This window comes from Staphylococcus simiae, from assembly GCF_002902085.1.
GTDB classification, from domain to species: domain Bacteria; phylum Bacillota; class Bacilli; order Staphylococcales; family Staphylococcaceae; genus Staphylococcus; species Staphylococcus simiae.
The window spans coordinates 24644-44132 of the sequence record NZ_PPQR01000056.1 but is presented as its reverse complement, the minus strand read 5'-3'; the positions used below and the strand labels follow the sequence as shown (position 1 = coordinate 44132).

Below are 19489 nucleotides of genomic sequence, written 5' to 3'. Positions count from 1 at the left end.
AGAAATAAAATTTATTTCGTAATCCCACTCCGGCAAGACTGACTAGGTTTGTAAAACGTTGATTTATCAACATTTTACAAACCAGACAGTTACTGCCAAATGATTGAATTTAAGTCTGGAATGATTATGTTCCAAGGCTCTTTATTATTTTACACGCATTTGTTGAATATGTTCATAGTCTGGTGTTGCATAAAGCGTTTTTTGGTTATCATAAGTTACAAACCCAGGTTTAGCTCCGGATGGTTTATGAACATGTTTAATTAATGTATAGTCCACAGGTATTTGTCCAGAGTTTCCTGCTTTTGAAAAGTAACCTGCTAACATCGCCGCTTCTTTAATTGTTTCTTCACTTGGATCATCATTTAAAATGACTACATGTGACCCAGGTATATCTTTAGTATGCAACCAAATATATGATTTCTTAGCTTTTTTATTAGTTAAATAATCATTTTGTTTATTATTTTTACCTACTAATATAGTATCACCATCACTTGAGATATATTCTTGCAATTGTATTTGCTCTTTTTTCTTTTTTGTGGCATTTTTACGTTGCTTCATAAAGCCTTGTTCAGCAAGTTCATCTCTAATATCATCTATTTCAGACACAGTGATATGTTGTAATTGTTGCTCGATATTACTAAAATAATCGATATTTTCTCTAGTTAAATTAATTTGATGTGTTAATTCATGCTCACGCGTTTTCATACGATTGTATTGTTTATAATAATACTGAGCATTAGCTGCAGGTGACTTAGTAGGATTTAAAGGAATTGTTATGTCTTCATTGGTATAATAATTTGTTGCTATAACTTCTTTATCACCTTGTTTAATGCGATAAATATTCGCCGTAATTAATTCTCCGTAAAGTTGCTCGGTATCTTTATTTTTAGCATTTTCATATTCATCTATTAATTTAGATAATTTATTTTGATATTTGTGTAACTGTTGTTGTACAAATTTAACTAAGTCATTCGCACGTTGCTTAACTCTTTCACGTTCACCACGAGCATCAAAATAACGATCTAATAAATCATTTAAAGAATCATAGATGACCATATCATCATAAAATTGATTTAACTTCATAAAATAGAAATCTTCTTTACCACTGTCATGATTTTTATGGAAAACCGGAATAGGGTCTAAAGTTGTCTCAGCCATTACTTCATCAAATGCTTCTGGTAAGGTCTCAGTTGTCATAAAATGACGACGACTTACAATTTCATTAGTAATAAGTGGACTGAAACCTTCGAAGTGATTTAATAACTGTTTGGCAATATTACCACTATTAAAATCTATATATTGTAAGACTTCTTTACCATTGACATCATAAGGGTTAACTTTATGCTGAGTAGGTGGTGCCTCATATTTAAAACCAGGCATTACAGTACGATAAAGATTTGTATTAGGCGTTAAGTGTTTAAAGCCTTCGATAATTTTATAATTGTTATCTACTAATATTAAATTACTATGTTTACCCATGATTTCTAATATCACGGTACGATAGGTAGTATCGCCAATTTCATCTTTACTTTTAATATCGATTTCGACACGTCGGTCATTACCAATTTGACGAATATCTTCGATGATGCCACCTTCTAAGTGCTTACGAAAAACACGTGCAAACATAGGTGGGTTAAATGGATTATCATATTTTTTATTTGTAAGTTGTAATCTTGAAAAGCTTGGGTGAATTGATAATAATAATTGATGATTTTGACGATTTTGTCGTACAACCATGATGATCGTATCATTGTCTGGTTGATTAATTTTATGAATGCGCCCAGAAATTAAAAATTGTAAAGATTCCACCATTTTTTTTGTAAATAAACCATCATATGCCATAGTATACATTCCACCTTTTATAATCTTTCATTCAAATCATTTTAACATGCACGCTATGTATCGTATAGTTTTTGATCCAATATGAAAGATGTTAGTGTTCACTAAAAACGTTAATTATAATATTAATCATTCGATAATTATGATGATGACAATATACAAGCTAAAAGTTATTAAAAATTTATCTCAATTGAATTAATTTTTTAAATTAGAAATTATGTCATAGTCTTTCAAATATGCTATACAATATCAAGAACAATATGATATTATATTTAAATATAGAAGATTAGCTTAGAGAGGTCGTAAGGCATGGAAAATGAAAAAGGATTGTTAATCGTTCTTTCAGGTCCTTCAGGTGTTGGTAAAGGAACTGTAAGAAAGAGTATATTTGAGGATCCAACCACATCATATAAGTATTCTATTTCAATGACGACACGCCAAATGCGTGACGGTGAAGTGGATGGCGTAGATTACTTTTTTAAGACGAAAGATGAATTTGAAGCTTTAATTAAAGATGATCAATTTATTGAATATGCCGAATATGTTGGTAACTATTATGGTACACCAGTTCAGTATGTTAAAGATACTATGGCAGAAGGTCATGATGTATTTCTTGAAATTGAAGTTGAAGGTGCGAAACAAGTTAGAAAGAAATTTCCAGATGCACTATTTATTTTCCTTGCTCCACCAAGCTTAGAACATTTACGTGAGCGTTTAGTGGGAAGAGGTACTGAGTCTAACGAAAAGATACAAAGTCGTATAAATGAAGCTAAAAAAGAAGTTGAAATGATGAATTTATATGATTATGTTGTCGTAAATGATGAAGTAGAACTTGCAAAAAATAGAGTTCAATGTATAGTAGAAGCTGAACACCTTAAAAGAGAACGTGTAGAAGCAAAATATAGAAAGATGTTATTGGAGGCTAAAAAGTAATGTTAAATCCACCGTTAAATCAATTAACTGAACAAATTAAATCGAAGTATTTAATTGCAACTACTGCAGCAAAAAGAGCTCGTGAATTAGATGAGCATCCTGAAACAGCATTATTAACAGAATATCATTCATATAAACCAGTTGGTAAAGCTTTAGAAGAAATTGCAGACGGCAAGATTCGTCCTATTATTTCTAGCGATTACTACGGATAGGACATAAATAGTCACAATGTGTCATCTCAAACAAACCTACATCATACAAATGTTAGGTTTGTTTTTTTACAATATAAAGCACTGCTTTTTAATTTACCCAGATTTTGATGTATAATAAATATAAATTTGTGTTTGACTACATCACACTAATCTTAACTAAACATGAGTCTTTTACAAACAGCATTTTATACTGATAAATGAAGTAATTAACCGTAATTATTTGAATTTTTAAATGATGGTACTGTCATGTGTCACAATCCTAGACAATCTTTTCGGGCTGGGTGAAACCGTCGTAAAAAATTTAAAGAATTACAGTTGCTACGAATAAGGTTTGGGAGTGGGACAGAAATAATTTTTTCAAAACAAATTATTTCGTAGTCCCACCCCGGCAAAACTGACTAGGTTTGTAAAACGTTGATAAATCAACATTTTACAAATCAGACAGTTACTGCCAAATGCTTAATATTAAGTATAAATGCTTTATGTCCCAGGTTCATAAGATTTTCTAGCTATCAAGATAGCAGAAACTCTAACATGCAATGCAGGGCCCCAACATAGAAAAACTGGGTAACTAGTTTTTTCATGCAATACAAGTTGGGCAAGAGCTAGTAAAATTTAAAAATTTAACATAAAGGAATACAATTGATTGCTAGCGCAACAATTGCATAAGAGCTAGTAAAATTTAAAAATTTAACTAGCTCTAAGACGTATGAGTGAATTATAACAAACGACACATTATACAGCGTTTAAATATATATAATAGTAGATAACATATTTTTAAGGGAGAATGAATATGAAGAAAATTTTGTTGGCAGTGACAGGTGGTATTGCTGCATATAAAGCGATTGATTTAACTAGTAAGTTGACACAAACAGGATACGAAGTACGTGTCATGCTTACAGAAAATGCACAACAATTTGTCACACCATTAGCATTTCAAGCTATTAGTAGAAATGTTGTTTATACCAATACGTTCCTTGAAGAAAATCCTCATGAAATTCAACATGTAGCATTAGGTGATTGGGCTGATGCTATTATTATTGCTCCTGCAACAGCTAATACAATAGCTAAATTAAGTGTTGGTATTGCTGATGACATGGTAACTTCTACATTACTAGCTACAGAAACGCCGACATTTGTTGCTCCTGCTATGAATGTACATATGTATAATAACAAACGTACTCAGCATAATATGAAGATTTTAAAAGATGATGGTTATCATTTTATTGAACCAGGTAGTGGTTATTTGGCGTGTGGTTATGTAGCCAAAGGGCGTATGGAGGAACCTTTAGCTATTGTTTCAATTATAGATGATTATTTTAAAGCGCAACAACGCATATCAACTAGTTCATTTAATGGTAAAAATGTGCTCGTAACAGCAGGTCCAACTGTAGAAGTTATAGATCCAGTACGCTTTGTATCTAATCGTTCATCAGGAAAGATGGGATTTGCTATTGCACAAGCATTGATGAATCGTGGCGCTAATGTCACATTGGTAACAGGACCAACACAACTTGAAGATATACCTGGTGCTAAGATGATTCATGTGCAAAGTGCACAAGAAATGTTTGAAGCGGTTAAAGATAGATTTGAACATCAAGATATGGTTGTTAAAGCCGCTGCAGTGTCTGATTATACACCGTCAGAAGTGTTAGAACATAAATTAAAGAAACAAGATGGTGACTTATCTGTAACATTTAAACGTACTGTAGATATTTTAAAATATTTAGGTGAACATAAAACAAGTCAATTTTTAGTTGGTTTTGCTGCTGAGACTAAAGATGTTGATGCGTATGCTGAACAAAAATTACAAAAGAAAAATGCTGATGTCATTATTTCAAATAATGTTGGAGATCAAACAATTGGCTTTAATTCGGACGATAATGAATTGACCATGCATTTTAAAGATGGACAGCACATATATATTAAGAAAGGTCGTAAAAGTGACTTAGCAACTCGAATTTTAGATGAATTAGAAACTAGGTGGCAATAATGATAGCAAAGGTCATTGTCGATATTCCTTCTAAAAGTGTTGATTTTAAATTTGATTATATTATTCCTGAACATCTTGAATCTGTTGTTCAAAAAGGTATACGAGTCATTGTGCCATTTGGACCTAGAACAATACAAGGTTATGTGATGGATATTGTTAATGATCTACCAGAAGATATCGAACAAGAGAAATTGAAAGCAATTAAAGAAGTTCAAGATATCAAACCGGAATTAACACCTGAACTCATTGAGTTAAGTGAATGGATGAGTTCGACACATGTTATTAAACGTATTTCAATGTTAGAAGTCATGTTGCCGAGTGCGATAAAAGCTAAATACCATAAAGCATTTAAATTAATAGAAGGTGTAGACATTCCCAATCATTTAGCTCAACGATTTGATCGACATGGTTATTATAATTATAAAGACGCACAGAAAAATAATGATATAACCGAATTAATCGACTTATTACAACACGATTTAGTGATGGAAGAAACAATTTTATCGCAAAATATTAAAAAGAAAGTTAAGAAAGCGGCACGTATTATAGATAGTTTTAATCCAGATGATGTGTTAGCTCAATTAGAAAAACATATTAAACAATATGATTTATACGCATATTTAACAGAAGAACGACATAAAATAGTATTTTTAACAGATTTAGATGATATGGGATTTTCAAAATCTAGTTTAGATGCCTTAGTCAAAAAAGGCTACGTAGAAAAATATGATGCCATTGTTGAACGTAATCCGTTTGCGGAGCGAATTTTTGAACAAGAGAGTAAACGACAGTTAACGGCTGATCAACAACGCGCTTATAATGCTATAAAAGAAAAAATTGTTGCTCATGAACAACGAACATTTTTACTTCATGGTGTCACTGGCTCAGGAAAAACAGAGGTCTACTTACAAACTATTGAAGATGTGTTGAATCAAGATAAACAAGCAATGATGTTAGTACCAGAAATAGCATTAACGCCACAAATGGTTCTACGTTTTAAGCGTCGATTTGGTGACGATGTCGCAGTCTTACATTCAGGATTATCGAATGGAGAGCGTTATGATGAATGGCAAAAAATTCGAGATGGTAGAGCACGTGTCAGTGTGGGCGCACGTTCAAGTGTCTTTGCACCATTTAAGAATTTAGGATTAATCATTATTGATGAAGAACATGAATCTACATATAAACAAGAAGATTATCCAAGATATCATGCTCGTGAAATTGCACAATGGCGTAGCGAATATCATCATTGTCCGGTTATTTTAGGTAGTGCAACACCTTGTCTCGAAAGTTATGCTAGAGCTGAAAAAGGTGTCTATCAATTGTTAACACTTCCAAATCGGGTTAATAATCAAGCGTTACCTAAAATTGATATTGTGGATATGCGTGAAGAATTGAGTGAAGGTAATCGTTCAATGTTTTCAATTGAATTACGACAAGCGATTCAATTACGTTTAGACAAAAATGAACAAATCGTGCTCTTTTTAAATCGACGAGGGTATGCTTCATTCATGTTATGTCGTGATTGTGGCTATGTTCCGCAATGTCCTAATTGTGATATTTCACTGACTTATCACAAGACAACAGACTTATTAAAATGTCACTATTGTGGTTATCAAGAAACACCACCAAACAGTTGTCCTAATTGTGAGAGTGAACATATACGCCAAGTTGGAACAGGAACTCAAAAAGTAGAGGAACTGTTACAACAAGAATTTGAACAGGCACGCATAATAAGAATGGATGTTGATACAACTTCTAGGAAGGGTGCTCATGAAAAGTTACTATCAGATTTCGAACAAGGTAAGGGTGATATTTTACTAGGTACGCAAATGATTGCCAAAGGATTAGATTTTCCAAACATTACTTTAGTTGGTGTATTAAATGCTGATACAATGTTAAATTTACCTGATTTTAGAGCAAGTGAACGTACGTATCAATTACTAACTCAAGTAGCTGGTCGAGCTGGCCGGCATGACAAAGAAGGGCAAGTTATTATACAAACATATAATCCAGACCATTATGCTATTTTAGATGTTCAAAAGAATGATTACTTAACTTTTTATCATAAAGAGATGCAATATAGAAAATTAGGGAAATATCCACCCTATTATTTTTTAATTAATTTTACTATTTCACACCAAAACATGAAAAAAGTGATGGAAGCATCACAACATGTTCATCAAATTTTAGTGCAACATTTAACTGATAGAGCACTAGTGCTTGGCCCATCACCTGCAGCACTTGCTCGTATAAATAATGAATACCGTTTTCAAATTTTAGTGAAATATAAAAGTGAACCTGGTTTACTTCAAGCAATTCAATTTTTAGACGATTATTATCATGATAAATATATTAAGGACAAGCTATCTTTAAAAATTGACATCGATCCACAGCTAATGATGTAAAAAAAGGGTTCTCAATTTTTTAGGATTGATAAATAAAAAAGAATAATTTAACACGCAAATTATTTTGAAGACGAGACTCCTGAGGTAGGGACCCAACACAGAGAAACTGTACTTACAGTTTCAACAAGCAATGCAAGCTGGGGTGTGAGGCTTGAAAAAATTATGTATCAGTCCAATTTGTTAGTGAACAAAAATAGACTTCAAATGACCTTGATTCGGCCGTTTGAAGTCTTTATTTATAATTACATCATGATATTGCCATTTTCATCAGATGGTCTGAATAATGTTAACACTGCACTAATAATAGCTAAGATATGTGGTATTCCTGTCCAAAAGAATAGAAGATGTAATATGCCTTGCATATTTTTTCCTGCATAAAATTTATGGACGCCGAAACTACCAAGAAAAATTGCCAGTAGAATATAAATAATTTTGTTTACTTCCATTTAAAGTGCCTCCTGTTAATGTAATATTTAAATTGTATATTAATATATAAATCATTTATCTTTCAATATTGTTATACCCAATAGCTTGGAAATTAATCCTATATTGATTGACATTCAATATTATCTATATAAGTTAAAACTATTAGCACCGGTCGCAATTTTAATCATTTTACGTTATAATAGTTTGATGAATTTTATTGAGGAGTTTATGTTATGGCCATAAAAAAATTAGTTCCATCTACACATCCTTTACTAACAACACAGGCACAAAAAGTGACACAATTTGATAACACACTGCAGCAGTTATTACAAGATATTGAAGATACAATGTATGCACATGAAGCTGCAGGTCTTTGTGCACCTCAAATTGGGCAACCGTTACAAGTGGCAATGATAGATATGGAAGATGAAGGTCTTTTACAATTAATTAATCCGACATTAATCAGTCAGTCTGAGGAAACAGAAACGGATTTAGAAGGCTCAATCACGATACCTGATACGTATGGTCGAGTAACCAGAAGCAAACTAATTGTGTTAGAAAGTTACGATGTCAATGGTAATAAAGTAGAATTAACTGCACATGATGATGTAGCTCGAATGATTTTACATACTATAGATCAATTAAATGGTATACCTTTTATAGAACGTGCTGAACATATATTAACTGACAAAGAATTGGAGGCATATTTTAATAATGACTAATATTATATTTATGGGGACGCCTGACTTTTCAACTACTATTTTAAAAATGCTAGTTGCTGAGTATAACGTTATAGCAGTAGTGACACAACCTGATCGTCCTGTAGGTCGTAAAAAGGTATTAACAGCGCCACCAGTGAAAGAAGTAGCATTGGAATATGACATTCCAGTATACCAACCTGAAAAATTAGCAGGTTCTGAAGAATTAAATCAAATAATACAGTTAAAGGCAGATTTAATTGTCACAGCAGCATTTGGACAATTACTGCCAGAGTCTTTACTACAATCTCCTAAGCTAGGTGCGATAAATGTTCATGCTTCACTGCTACCTAAGTATAGAGGTGGTGCACCAATACATCAGGCTATTATCGATGGGCAACAACAAACTGGTGTGACAATTATGTATATGGTTAAAAAGTTAGATGCTGGTAACATTATTTCACAACAAGCTATTGATATTGAAGACCAAGATAACGTTGGCACAATGCACGAAAAACTTAGCTTTTTAGGTGCAGATTTATTAAAAGATACATTACCTTCTATTATTAATGGAACCAATGATAGTATCCCACAAGACAATGATTTGGCGACTTTTGCGTCAAATATTTCTAGAGAAGATGAGCGTATTAATTGGGATCAAAAAGGTAGAACAATATTTAACCATATAAGAGGTTTATCACCTTGGCCAGTTGCTTATACAACTATGGATGATACGAATCTGAAAATTTATCAAGCCCACTTGGTTAATGGTAAGCAAGGTGAACCCGGTACGATTATAGCAACAACTAAAAAAGCGATTATTGTAGCAACTGCTGATGATAACGCAATTGCAATAACAGATATGCAACTTGCAGGTAAGAAACGCATGTTAGTAGCAAATTATTTAAGTGGTGTGCAAGAATCACTAGTTGGGAAGAAATTAATATGACAGAAACAGTAAGAAGTCTCGCTTTTGATACGATTCAAGATATTATGAATGATGGTGCATATAGTAATATTCGCATTAATGAAGTATTATCAACTAACGATTTAAATGCGATGGATAAAGGCTTATTCACAGAAATTGTCTATGGAACAGTCAAACGTAAATATACATTAGATTACTTCTTGAAGCCATTTGTACAAACTAAAATAAAGGCTTGGGTTAGACAATTATTATGGATGAGTATATATCAATATGTATATTTAGATAAAGTACCTGATCATGCCATTATTAATGAAGCAGTTGAAATTGCTAAAGAACGAGGAGGATACCATAATGGCAATGTTGTCAATGGTATTTTAAGAACGATGATGCGTAGTGATTTACCTCATTTTGAAGAAATTGCTGACCCCAAAAAACGTATGGCTATAGAATATAGTATGCCAAAATGGATTATTGATCATTGGGTTACACATTATGGTATAGAAGAGACAAAGGCAATTTTACAATCATTCATGGAACAAAATGACACAACTGTGAGAGCTAATATTACACGTGCATCCATTGATGACATTATCTCTAAACTACAAGATGAGGGATATGAGGTTGAACAAGATCAAGATTTACCATATTGTCTACATATTTTAGGCCAACCTATTATCAATTCTCGCTCATTTAAAGATGGCTTTGTTTCTATTCAAGATAAAAGTTCAATGTTTGTTGGACATATTATAGGATTAGAACGTCATGACCATATTTTAGATGCTTGTAGTGCGCCTGGAGGAAAAGCTTGTCATATAGCTGAACTATTAATGCCAGAAGGGCACGTAGATGCAACAGACATTCACGAACACAAAATAGATTTGATTAATTATAATATTAAAAAATTACGCTTAAATAATATTAAAGCTTTTCAACATGATGCAACAAAACCATATCAACAAACTTATGATAAAGTTTTAGTCGATGCACCTTGTAGTGGGCTTGGGGTATTAAGACATAAACCTGAAATTAAATATACACAGAGTAAAGAACAGATTGCATCACTAGTTGATTTACAATTAGAAATATTAGAAAATGTAAAAAACAATGTCAAAATAGGTGGTACTTTAATCTATTCTACATGTACAATAGAACAATTAGAAAATGACAACGTCATTTATACGTTCTTAAAAAATAATAAAAACTTTGAATTTGAACCTTTCCAACATCCTGTGACTGGAGAAATGGTTAAGACAATGCAAATAATGCCACAAGATTTTAATTCAGACGGATTCTTTATCACAAAGATAACAAGAAAGGAACAATAAGCATGATAACTACAGAAAAGAAAAAGAAGAATAAATTCCTTCCTGATTTTGACAAACAATCCATTTATTCACTAAGATTCGATGAGATGCAACAATGGTTAGTAGAGCATGGACAACAAAAATTTAGAGCTAAACAAATATTTGAATGGTTATATCAAAAACGTGTTAATTCAATCGATGACATGACAAATATATCAAAAGATTTACGTCAATTATTACAGGATAATTTTACTGTTACTACCTTAACTACAGTAGTTAAACAAGAAAGTAGAGACGGAACAATTAAATTTTTATTTGAATTACAAGATGGTTATACTATTGAAACCGTATTAATGAGACATGATTACGGTAATTCTGTCTGTGTGACGACGCAAGTAGGATGTAGAATAGGTTGTACGTTTTGTGCCTCTACTTTAGGTGGTTTAAAACGTAATTTAGAAGCCGGAGAGATCGTGTCACAAGTACTAACTGTTCAAAAAGCTTTAGATGAAACAAATGAACGTGTATCTCAAATCGTCATTATGGGTATTGGTGAGCCTTTCGAAAACTATGATGAAATGATGGATTTCTTAAAAATTGTTAATGATGACAATAGTTTGAATATTGGTGCGCGTCATATAACTGTATCAACTTCAGGCATTATTCCACGAATTTATGATTTTGCAGATGAAGATATTCAAATCAATTTTGCCGTAAGTTTACATGCAGCAAAAGATGATGTTCGCTCACGCCTAATGCCTATTAATAGAGCATATAATGTAGAAAAATTAATTGAAGCAATAAAATATTATCAAGAGAAAACAAATCGTCGTGTAACTTTTGAATATGGCTTATTTGGTGGCGTAAATGATCAATTAGAACACGCACGTGAACTTGCACATTTAATAAAAGATTTAAATTGTCATGTTAACTTGATTCCTGTTAACCATGTACCTGAGAGAAATTACGTTAAGACACCAAAAGATGATATATTTAAATTTGAAAAAGAACTTAAACGACTTGGAGTTAATGCTACAATTCGTCGTGAACAAGGATCTGATATTGACGCTGCATGTGGTCAATTAAGAGCAAAGGAACGACAAGTAGAAACGAGGTAAAGATAAATGCTAGAGGCACAATTTTTTACTGATACTGGACAACATCGAGAAAAGAATGAAGATGCTGGAGGTATTTTCTATAATCAAACACAACAACAATTATTAGTATTATGTGATGGAATGGGTGGTCACAAAGCTGGTGAAGTAGCTAGTTCATTTGTAACTACTGAATTACAACAACGTTTTGAAAATGAAAATCTTATAGAACAACATCAAGCTGAAAATTGGTTGCGTCAACAAATTAAAGATATCAATTTTCAACTATTTCATTATGCACAAGAAAATCCAGAATATCATGGTATGGGAACGACTTGTGTCTGTGCGCTGGTTTTCGATAAATCTGTAGTAGTAGCTAATGTTGGAGATTCAAGGGCATATGTTATCAATGGTAGACAAATTGATCAAATTACAAGTGATCATTCATTTGTAAACCATTTAGTACTTACTGGTCAAATTTCTAAAGAAGAAGCATTTACGCACCCGCAACGAAATATTATTACTAAAGTGATGGGTACAGATAAACGTGTAAGTCCAGATTTATTTATTAAACGATTAAATTTTTATGATTATTTGTTGCTCTGTTCTGATGGTTTAACTGATTATGTTAAAGACCATGACATACAACGTCAGTTGAAAAAAGAGCAAACATTAGAAGAGCACGGTAATCATTTAATGCAATTAGCCATGGATCACCATTCGAAAGATAATGTAACTTTCATAGTCGCAGCAATTGAAGGTGATAAAGTATGATAGGTAAAATAATTAACGAACGATATAAAATTATAGATAAACTTGGTGGCGGCGGAATGAGTACGGTATACCTTGCTGAGGATACCGTTTTAGAGATGAAAGTTGCCATTAAAGCGATATCTATTCCACCAAGTGAGAAAGAAGCCACACTGAAGCGGTTTGAGCGTGAAGTACATAACTCTTCTCAGCTATCACACGAAAATATCGTAAGTATGATTGATGTTGCCGAAGAAGATGATTGTTATTTTCTAGTTATGGAATATATAGAAGGACCAACATTATCAGAATATATTCATAATCATGGTCCTTTAAGTATTGATACTGCCATCAATTTTACCAATCAAATTTTAAATGGAATTAAAGAAGCGCATGATATGCGTATTGTACATAGAGATATAAAACCTCAAAACATATTAATAGATAAGCACAAAACATTAAAAATATTTGATTTTGGTATTGCAAAGGCACTTAGCGAGACTTCTTTTACGCAAACAAACCATGTTTTAGGTACAGTGCAATACTTCTCTCCGGAACAGGCGAAAGGCGAATCAACTGATGAAGGAACAGATATATACTCAATAGGTATTGTGTTATATGAAATGCTAACAGGCGAACCACCATTTAATGGTGAAACAGCTGTTAGTATAGCTATTAAGCATATTCAAGAATCTGTACCAAATATAACAACAGAAATACGGCATGATGTGCCACAAGCATTAAGTAATGTCGTGTTACGTGCAACTGAAAAAGATAAAACGAATCGCTATAAAACGATTCAAGAAATGAAAGATGATCTAAGTAGTGTGCTTCATGAAAATAGGGCGCAAGAAGAAGTTTACGAATTAGATAAAATGAAGACCAAGGCAGTTAGTTACTCTAAAGAAGACATTGCCAATCATTTAAATAATAATCCAAAAGCTACAAAACAAACAATGCAGGTACCGATTGTTGAAGGTCCTGCACATCATCAACAATTTCAACATTCTGAAGAAGCACTTTACACTGGACCAAAGAAGAAAAAATCAAAGAAAAAAATAATTTTATATTCATTGATTTTCGTATTATTGGTAGTCGCATTAATATCATTTGTCGGTATGGCAATGTTTGGTAATAAATATGAAGAAACACCTAATGTGTTAGGCAAGACAGTTAAAGAAGCTGAAACGATTTTCAATCAACACAAATTAAAATTAGGTAAAATTTCGCGTAGTTACAGTGATAAATACGCTGAAAATGAAATTATTAAAACTAATCCTAATGAAGGTGAACGCATTGAACGTGGAGATAGTGTAGATGTAGTTATATCCAAAGGCCCCGAACGTGTCACTATGCCAAATGTTATTGGCCTATCAAAAGACGAAGCTATAGATAAACTTAAAGAAGTTGGTTTAAATAATATTACAGTAGAACAAATGTATAGCCATAATGTTCCTGAAGGTAAAATTGCTGACCAAAGCGTTGCTGCTGAAAGTAAAGTTAAGAAAAATGGTTCAGAAATAAAAATTTATGAATCACTTGGACCTAAACAGGTATATGTAGATGACTATGAAGGTAAGTCATTTTCAAAAGCCAAAAAAGCTTTAGAAAATAAAGGCTTTAAAGTAGTAAGTAAAGAAGTATACGACGATGATGTTGATAAAGGGGATGTTATTTCGCAGTCGCCTAAAGCTAAATCTGTAGATGAAGGGTCAACGATTTCATTTGAAGTATCTAAAGGGAAAGATAAAGATGCTTCATCAAAATCTGATTCTGACAATGATTCCGATAGCGATAAAGTTAAAAGTACTTCAGTATCTGTGGATGTGCCATTTAGTGGTAAGAAAAACAAACCACAAACAGTTAAAGTTTATGTTAGAGATAAAGATAACAACGGTACTTCACCAAAAGGGGAATTTACAATAACAAGTGATCAAAAAATTGATATACCACTTAAAATTGAAAAAGGTAAAACGGCCGGATATACAGTCAGAGTTGATGGTAGAATTGTAGCTGATAAAGATGTGAGCTACGATGATGCGTAAAATTAATTTATATCATATTGTTAAAATAAATTAAAAGTATTTTAAGCTAAGTAACGAAGTTGCTAATTTCAAATAAAGTGACATTTTTAGTTATGCAATTTGATTTAAGTTTTACAAGTTGCTTAGTTTTATGAACTCTATAATAAATCGGACTGATAGAGAATTTTTTATGTTATTTTCTATTAGTCCGATTTTTTGTATTTTGAATATGAAAAAAGCGCAATTATCTCTATAATTAAAAGTGCCTAAACAAATAATCTAAGGAGATAATGCGCCTATGCAAAATTTTATATCAGATACACTCAATATGGAAGACCAAAATATGATTTTTAGTGAAAAATTAACTAAACAGCAATATAAATAAAAATTATGTAAATTTCAAATGGTAGTTTAAGAAGCAATATTAACGAATGTCCATTTTGTCATACTAAAAATATAGATGAGCCTGGGACATAAAGCATTTTACACTTAAAATTAAGCATTTGGCAGTAACTGTCTGGTTTTCAAAATGTTGATAAATCAACGTTTTAAAAACCTAGTCAGTCTTGCCGGGGTGGGATTACGAAATAAATTTTATAGAAAATTTATTTCTGTCCCACTCCCATTAAATTTATAAATCTAAAATTACGGTTAACTACACTATAATGTATTAAAATTAATATCATAGCGTTCTTAAAAACTTCTTCAGTCTTCCTTTATACTACTTTAGACTTATTTTCTATTAGACTTTTGAACCAATGTCCATTTCTACGATATATACGCTTGAATTTTAATGGAAGTAAGTGTATAACAGTAATGAATACGAATATTATTCAAATTAAATAAAAGGAGCGTCATTATTTTTGAGACTAGGAGCTCGGATTTTTAAAACTGGTATAGCCATTATATTAGCTATGTCTATCGCTTCTTTACTACCCGACAATGTAGGTTTAAAAGCCTTAGCAGGCGTCAGTGCTGTTGTAGCAATGCAGCCAAGCATTTATCGTTCATTTAAAACAGTATCTGATCAAGCCTTAGGTAACATTATCGGCGCCTTACTATCAGTTGCGATGGTAACCATATTTAGTGATAATATTATCATTATGGGAGTAACGGTAATTGTTTTAATTGCCATACTATTCAAATTTAAATTGGCACATGTAGCAACTCTGGCAAGTGTGACAGCCCTTATCATTATGGGTCAACACACGGGCTCTTTCTATATCGCAGCATTCTATAGATTTGTACTCGTAATGATTGGTGTGATTAGTTCATCATTAGTCAATTTTGTCTTCTTACCTCCTAAATTTGAAACAAAGATATATTATAACTCGCTAAATATATCATCAGATATTTTTGTATGGTTTAAATTAGTTCTAAATGATACATCAGAGTTTAATAATATTAAGCAGGATGCTCAAAATTTAAACCAACGAATTGAAAAATTAGAGAAAATATTCGATTATTATAGTGAAGAGCGCCCTATTACTAAAAAGCATATTCATCAACAAAATAGAAAGAAAATTCTTTTTAGAGAAGTAGTACAGACGACAAGACAAGCATATGAAGTATTAAACCGCCTATCCCGCTATCAGAATGACTTATATTTACTTAATAATAATTTTCTCTTACAGATTAAATTAGAATTAGATTCGCTTATCGCCTATCATGAACAAATATTAGTTAGTTTATCGAAAAAAGCTAGATATAACGTCACAAATTTAGACTTTGAAGTTGATAACCCACAAAAGAAAAATTTAATGGAAACATTCCAATATGAATTAATTCATAATCCACATCAAACAGAATATTCATTTGCAAATATTATGCAAATTATAGCTGCAATTGAGGATTACCGTTATCACCTGGAACATTTAGATAGAATTAGAATTAGTTTCTTCACTTATCACCGTAATGACTCTGATATTGATATTGTGGAAGAAGACTTCGATTTATAAAGACTGTTTAGATGATGTTAAATATAAAATACTAGCGCTGCTCTCAACCAATGGGATTAAAATAAAAACACTTTCGTAGAATTTATATTATTTGAATTCTACGAAAGTGTTTTATTTTGAATCAATTATTTAGTGTTTATTTATTATTAACAATGCGATTCTGTATATATAATTATAATTAAAAAAACAATTTGTTATTGATGTCTAACATTTTATTCCATTATAAATTTTGAATGCTGTATAGATGTTCATATGAACCTTGTTGAGCAATAAGTTCTTGATGCGTACCAACCTCTACAATTTGACCATTTTCAATAACAACAATTTTGTCTGCATGTGTAATCGTAGATAATCTATGTGCAACAATTAATGTTGTTCGATCTTTACTTAAGATATCCAACGCTTCTTGAATGATGGATTCACTTTCTAGATCAAGTGCACTTGTTGCTTCATCAAGTATTAAAATTGGAGGATCATTTAAGAAAATTCTCGCAATAGAAAGTCTTTGTTTTTGTCCACCAGATAACTTAACGCCACGTTCACCAACTTCAGTATCATAACCTTGAGGTAAATTCATAATAAATTCGTGTGCATTAGCCATCTTAGCCGCTTCTATAACTTCTTCATCAGTAGCAGTTGGTCTACCTAGTAAAATATTTTCTCTGACAGTATCTGAGAACAATATATTATCTTGCTGCACTAAACCAATTTGATTACGTAAACTTCCAGTTAAAAAGTCTTTAACATTATGACCATCTATTAATATGTCACCAGCAGTAACATCATAAAATCTAGGTATTAAATTAATGAGGGTAGATTTACCGCCACCACTCATACCAACAAAGGCAACAGTTTCTCCTTTATCTATACTTAAATTAATATCATTTAAAATGTAAGATTCATCATCATTATATTTAAAACTAACATGTTCAATATCAATACGCCCTTGTTTGATTTCAATTGGCTGTGCACCGATACCATTTTTAATATCATAATCTTCATCTATTAATTGAAACACCCTATCCATTGACGCAAAACTTTGTGTCAACGTTGTGAAAGATGCAACTAAACGACGTAAAGGGCCAAATAATAATTCTAAATAACCAACAAAGGCTGCTAATGTACCTACCGTAATAGAACCTGATATTGCTAAATATGCCCCTACGCCAATTACAATGATTGGACCAATATCAGTTACTGTATTTATTGCTGCAAATGAATATGCGTTCCATCTTGTATGCTGTAATGCTCGAGTTAAGAAATGGCTATTTTTCTTATCAAAATTTTGAGCTTCATTATCTTCAATCGCAAAACTTTTAATTACGGATATCCCCTGTACACGTTCATGTAAAAACCCTTGTACTTCAGCTAGGGCTTGAGATCTTTTTCTAGTTAACAGTCTTAATCTTCCGAAAAATACATAAACTGTCAAAATATAAAATGGGAAGATAAATAATGCTGCAAATGTTAATTTTACATCTAAGAAGAACATAATGGATAAGGCAATGATTATAGTGATACAGTCTAACCATATGTTCATTAATCCTGTTAAAATAAAATCTTTAGTTTGTTCAACATCATTTATCACCCTTGAGATAACTTGTCCCACTTGATTATTGGCATAATATCTCGCGCTTAATGCTTGCAAATGATTATACAATCTTTTACGTATATCATATAAAATTTTATTACTAGTCCATTGTGCTAAGTATTGTCTAATAAACTCAATGGGTGGTCTAACTATTACAAATATAAACAACGCTATACCAATAGCAATACCTAAATGATTAATCTTTTCTGCAGATGATAATGCGTGATTATTAATTACACCATCAATGGCATACTTTATTAATAAAGGTATTAGCATCGGTATTCCAAATTTAATTATTCCAACAATGATCGTTGCAATAATACGATATTTGTATGGTTTAACAAATTCCAAATATCGCTTAATCATACCTTTTCCCCCTATTCAATTGTCATTCTATTTTTTTGTAAAAATGAATAGAGGCTGGATAGTTAATTTGTACCTAAACAATACTTTAATTAACATATCGCAACCTCTGTTATCTTCTAGTGATTAATTTAATTGTTGATTGGCTTAGTCGTGATGTCGATACTTTTAAACTTTAATCAGCATATGCTTATGTTAAAGCATTAGATAATCCGTTATTACATTTCAATACTATGATAATATAAACGATTAACACTCACTTTACATCTTTTTTGCTTAATATTGTCTAATTTTCTTATAGCGCTCTTTCCAAACTTTAATAAAATCAGGTGCAAATGGACCTTTTTTCTGTTCTATCCATTGCTGTAAAATATCAACGTTTCTTCTTAATATGACATCAATGTCATGTGGGTAATTCATTTGATTCATATGTTGTTCATATTCATCTTCATCTAATAAATGATATTTACCATTAGGGTAAACTTTCACATCTAAATCATAGTCAATGTATTTTAATGCTTCTTCATCACACACAAATGGTGATGATAAATTACAATAGTAATAAATTCCATCTTCTCTAAACATACATATAACATTAAACCAATATTCTGAGTGAAAATAAACTATTGCGGGTTCCCTAGTTATCCATGTACGACCATCACTTTCAGTAACTAATGTATGATCATTACCTCCAATTACAACGTGATCCGTACCCTTTAATATAGTTGTTTCAGACCACACACGGTGAATATTACCGTCATGTTTATAACTCTGAATTTTGATAGTTTCCCCTTCTTTAGGTATGGATTCTTTGACCATACTCCACACCACCTTCTGTTAATTTAACCATTATAAATTATAGCATATTTTAAATGTAGTATTGAACAAATTAGATGGATTCACTATTACTATATTAAATATTTAATGTATTTATATTTAAATCATTTTTGAAAAGTAGTCATGCTAGT

General features: G+C 31.8%; 15 protein-coding genes. 11 read left to right on the top strand and 4 right to left on the bottom strand.

Annotated elements, in window-relative coordinates; genetic code table 11:
- Positions 1 to 144: 144 nt before the first annotated feature.
- Positions 145 to 1842, bottom strand: a complete 1698-nt coding sequence (locus tag CD113_RS07890; RefSeq protein ID WP_002462178.1) for an Rqc2 family fibronectin-binding protein — start codon at positions 1840 to 1842, stop codon at positions 145 to 147.
- A gap of 306 nt (positions 1843 to 2148) precedes the next feature.
- On the opposite strand from CD113_RS07890, the gene gmk reads away from it, so the two are divergent.
- The 4 genes from gmk to priA all read left to right on the top strand — a co-directional run bounded on the left by gmk (position 2149) and on the right by priA (position 7385).
- Positions 2149 to 2772 (top strand): guanylate kinase, encoded by a 624-nt coding sequence (gene gmk, locus CD113_RS07885; RefSeq protein ID WP_002462179.1) that lies wholly within the window; start codon positions 2149 to 2151, stop codon positions 2770 to 2772.
- Entirely contained in the window at positions 2772 to 2984 is a 213-nt protein-coding gene (gene rpoZ, locus CD113_RS07880) for a DNA-directed RNA polymerase subunit omega (RefSeq protein ID WP_002462181.1), read from the top strand. Before gmk ends, rpoZ begins: the two co-directional genes overlap by 1 nt.
- Positions 2985 to 3777: 793 nt before the next feature.
- On the top strand, positions 3778 to 4977 hold the full coding sequence (gene coaBC, locus CD113_RS07875; protein ID WP_002462590.1) for a bifunctional phosphopantothenoylcysteine decarboxylase/phosphopantothenate--cysteine ligase CoaBC: 1200 nt from the start codon (positions 3778 to 3780) through the stop codon (positions 4975 to 4977).
- Positions 4977 to 7385 carry a primosomal protein N' gene (priA, locus tag CD113_RS07870; RefSeq protein WP_002462589.1) on the top strand — a complete coding sequence of 803 codons (2409 nt, stop codon included), beginning with the start codon at positions 4977 to 4979 and terminating at the stop codon, positions 7383 to 7385. The genes coaBC and priA overlap by 1 nt, the downstream gene beginning before the upstream one ends.
- Positions 7386 to 7627: 242 nt before the next feature.
- Here the strand turns inward: priA and CD113_RS07865 are convergent, their stop codons facing one another.
- Positions 7628 to 7831 (bottom strand): TM2 domain-containing protein, encoded by a 204-nt coding sequence (locus CD113_RS07865; protein WP_002462588.1) that lies wholly within the window; start codon positions 7829 to 7831, stop codon positions 7628 to 7630.
- Between the two features lie 213 nt (positions 7832 to 8044).
- Between CD113_RS07865 and CD113_RS07860 the strand changes: the two genes are divergently transcribed.
- From CD113_RS07860 to CD113_RS07830, 7 genes are all read left to right on the top strand, one after another.
- Positions 8045 to 8533: a peptide deformylase gene (locus tag CD113_RS07860; RefSeq protein ID WP_002462587.1), complete on the top strand. Its 489-nt coding sequence runs from the start codon at positions 8045 to 8047 to the stop codon at positions 8531 to 8533.
- Complete coding sequence (gene fmt, locus CD113_RS07855) at positions 8526 to 9458, top strand: methionyl-tRNA formyltransferase (RefSeq protein WP_002462586.1); 933 nt, start codon at positions 8526 to 8528, stop codon at positions 9456 to 9458. Before CD113_RS07860 ends, fmt begins: the two co-directional genes overlap by 8 nt.
- The gene (gene rsmB / locus CD113_RS07850; RefSeq protein WP_002462585.1) at positions 9455 to 10762 is read left to right on the top strand and encodes a 16S rRNA (cytosine(967)-C(5))-methyltransferase RsmB; all 1308 of its coding nucleotides are present in this window, start codon (positions 9455 to 9457) and stop codon (positions 10760 to 10762) included. Before fmt ends, rsmB begins: the two co-directional genes overlap by 4 nt.
- A gap of 2 nt (positions 10763 to 10764) precedes the next feature.
- On the top strand, positions 10765 to 11859 hold the full coding sequence (rlmN, locus tag CD113_RS07845) for a 23S rRNA (adenine(2503)-C(2))-methyltransferase RlmN (protein WP_002462584.1): 1095 nt from the start codon (positions 10765 to 10767) through the stop codon (positions 11857 to 11859).
- Positions 11860 to 11865: 6 nt separating this feature from the next.
- On the top strand, positions 11866 to 12609 hold the full coding sequence (locus CD113_RS07840) for a Stp1/IreP family PP2C-type Ser/Thr phosphatase (RefSeq protein WP_002462583.1): 744 nt from the start codon (positions 11866 to 11868) through the stop codon (positions 12607 to 12609).
- On the top strand, positions 12606 to 14630 hold the full coding sequence (pknB, locus tag CD113_RS07835; protein WP_002462582.1) for a Stk1 family PASTA domain-containing Ser/Thr kinase: 2025 nt from the start codon (positions 12606 to 12608) through the stop codon (positions 14628 to 14630). The genes CD113_RS07840 and pknB overlap by 4 nt, the downstream gene beginning before the upstream one ends.
- Positions 14631 to 15472: 842 nt before the next feature.
- Positions 15473 to 16567 carry an FUSC family protein gene (locus CD113_RS07830; protein WP_002464192.1) on the top strand — a complete coding sequence of 365 codons (1095 nt, stop codon included), beginning with the start codon at positions 15473 to 15475 and terminating at the stop codon, positions 16565 to 16567.
- A 220-nt stretch (positions 16568 to 16787) separates the two neighbouring features.
- Here CD113_RS07830 and CD113_RS07825 read toward each other — a convergent pair whose 3' ends face one another.
- Together CD113_RS07825 and ntdP are read right to left on the bottom strand one after the other, a co-directional pair.
- Positions 16788 to 18524 (bottom strand): ABC transporter ATP-binding protein, encoded by a 1737-nt coding sequence (locus CD113_RS07825; RefSeq protein WP_002464191.1) that lies wholly within the window; start codon positions 18522 to 18524, stop codon positions 16788 to 16790.
- A gap of 273 nt (positions 18525 to 18797) precedes the next feature.
- Complete coding sequence (gene ntdP / locus CD113_RS07820) at positions 18798 to 19340, bottom strand: nucleoside tri-diphosphate phosphatase (protein ID WP_002464190.1); 543 nt, start codon at positions 19338 to 19340, stop codon at positions 18798 to 18800.
- Between the last annotated feature and the right edge of the window lie 149 nt (positions 19341 to 19489).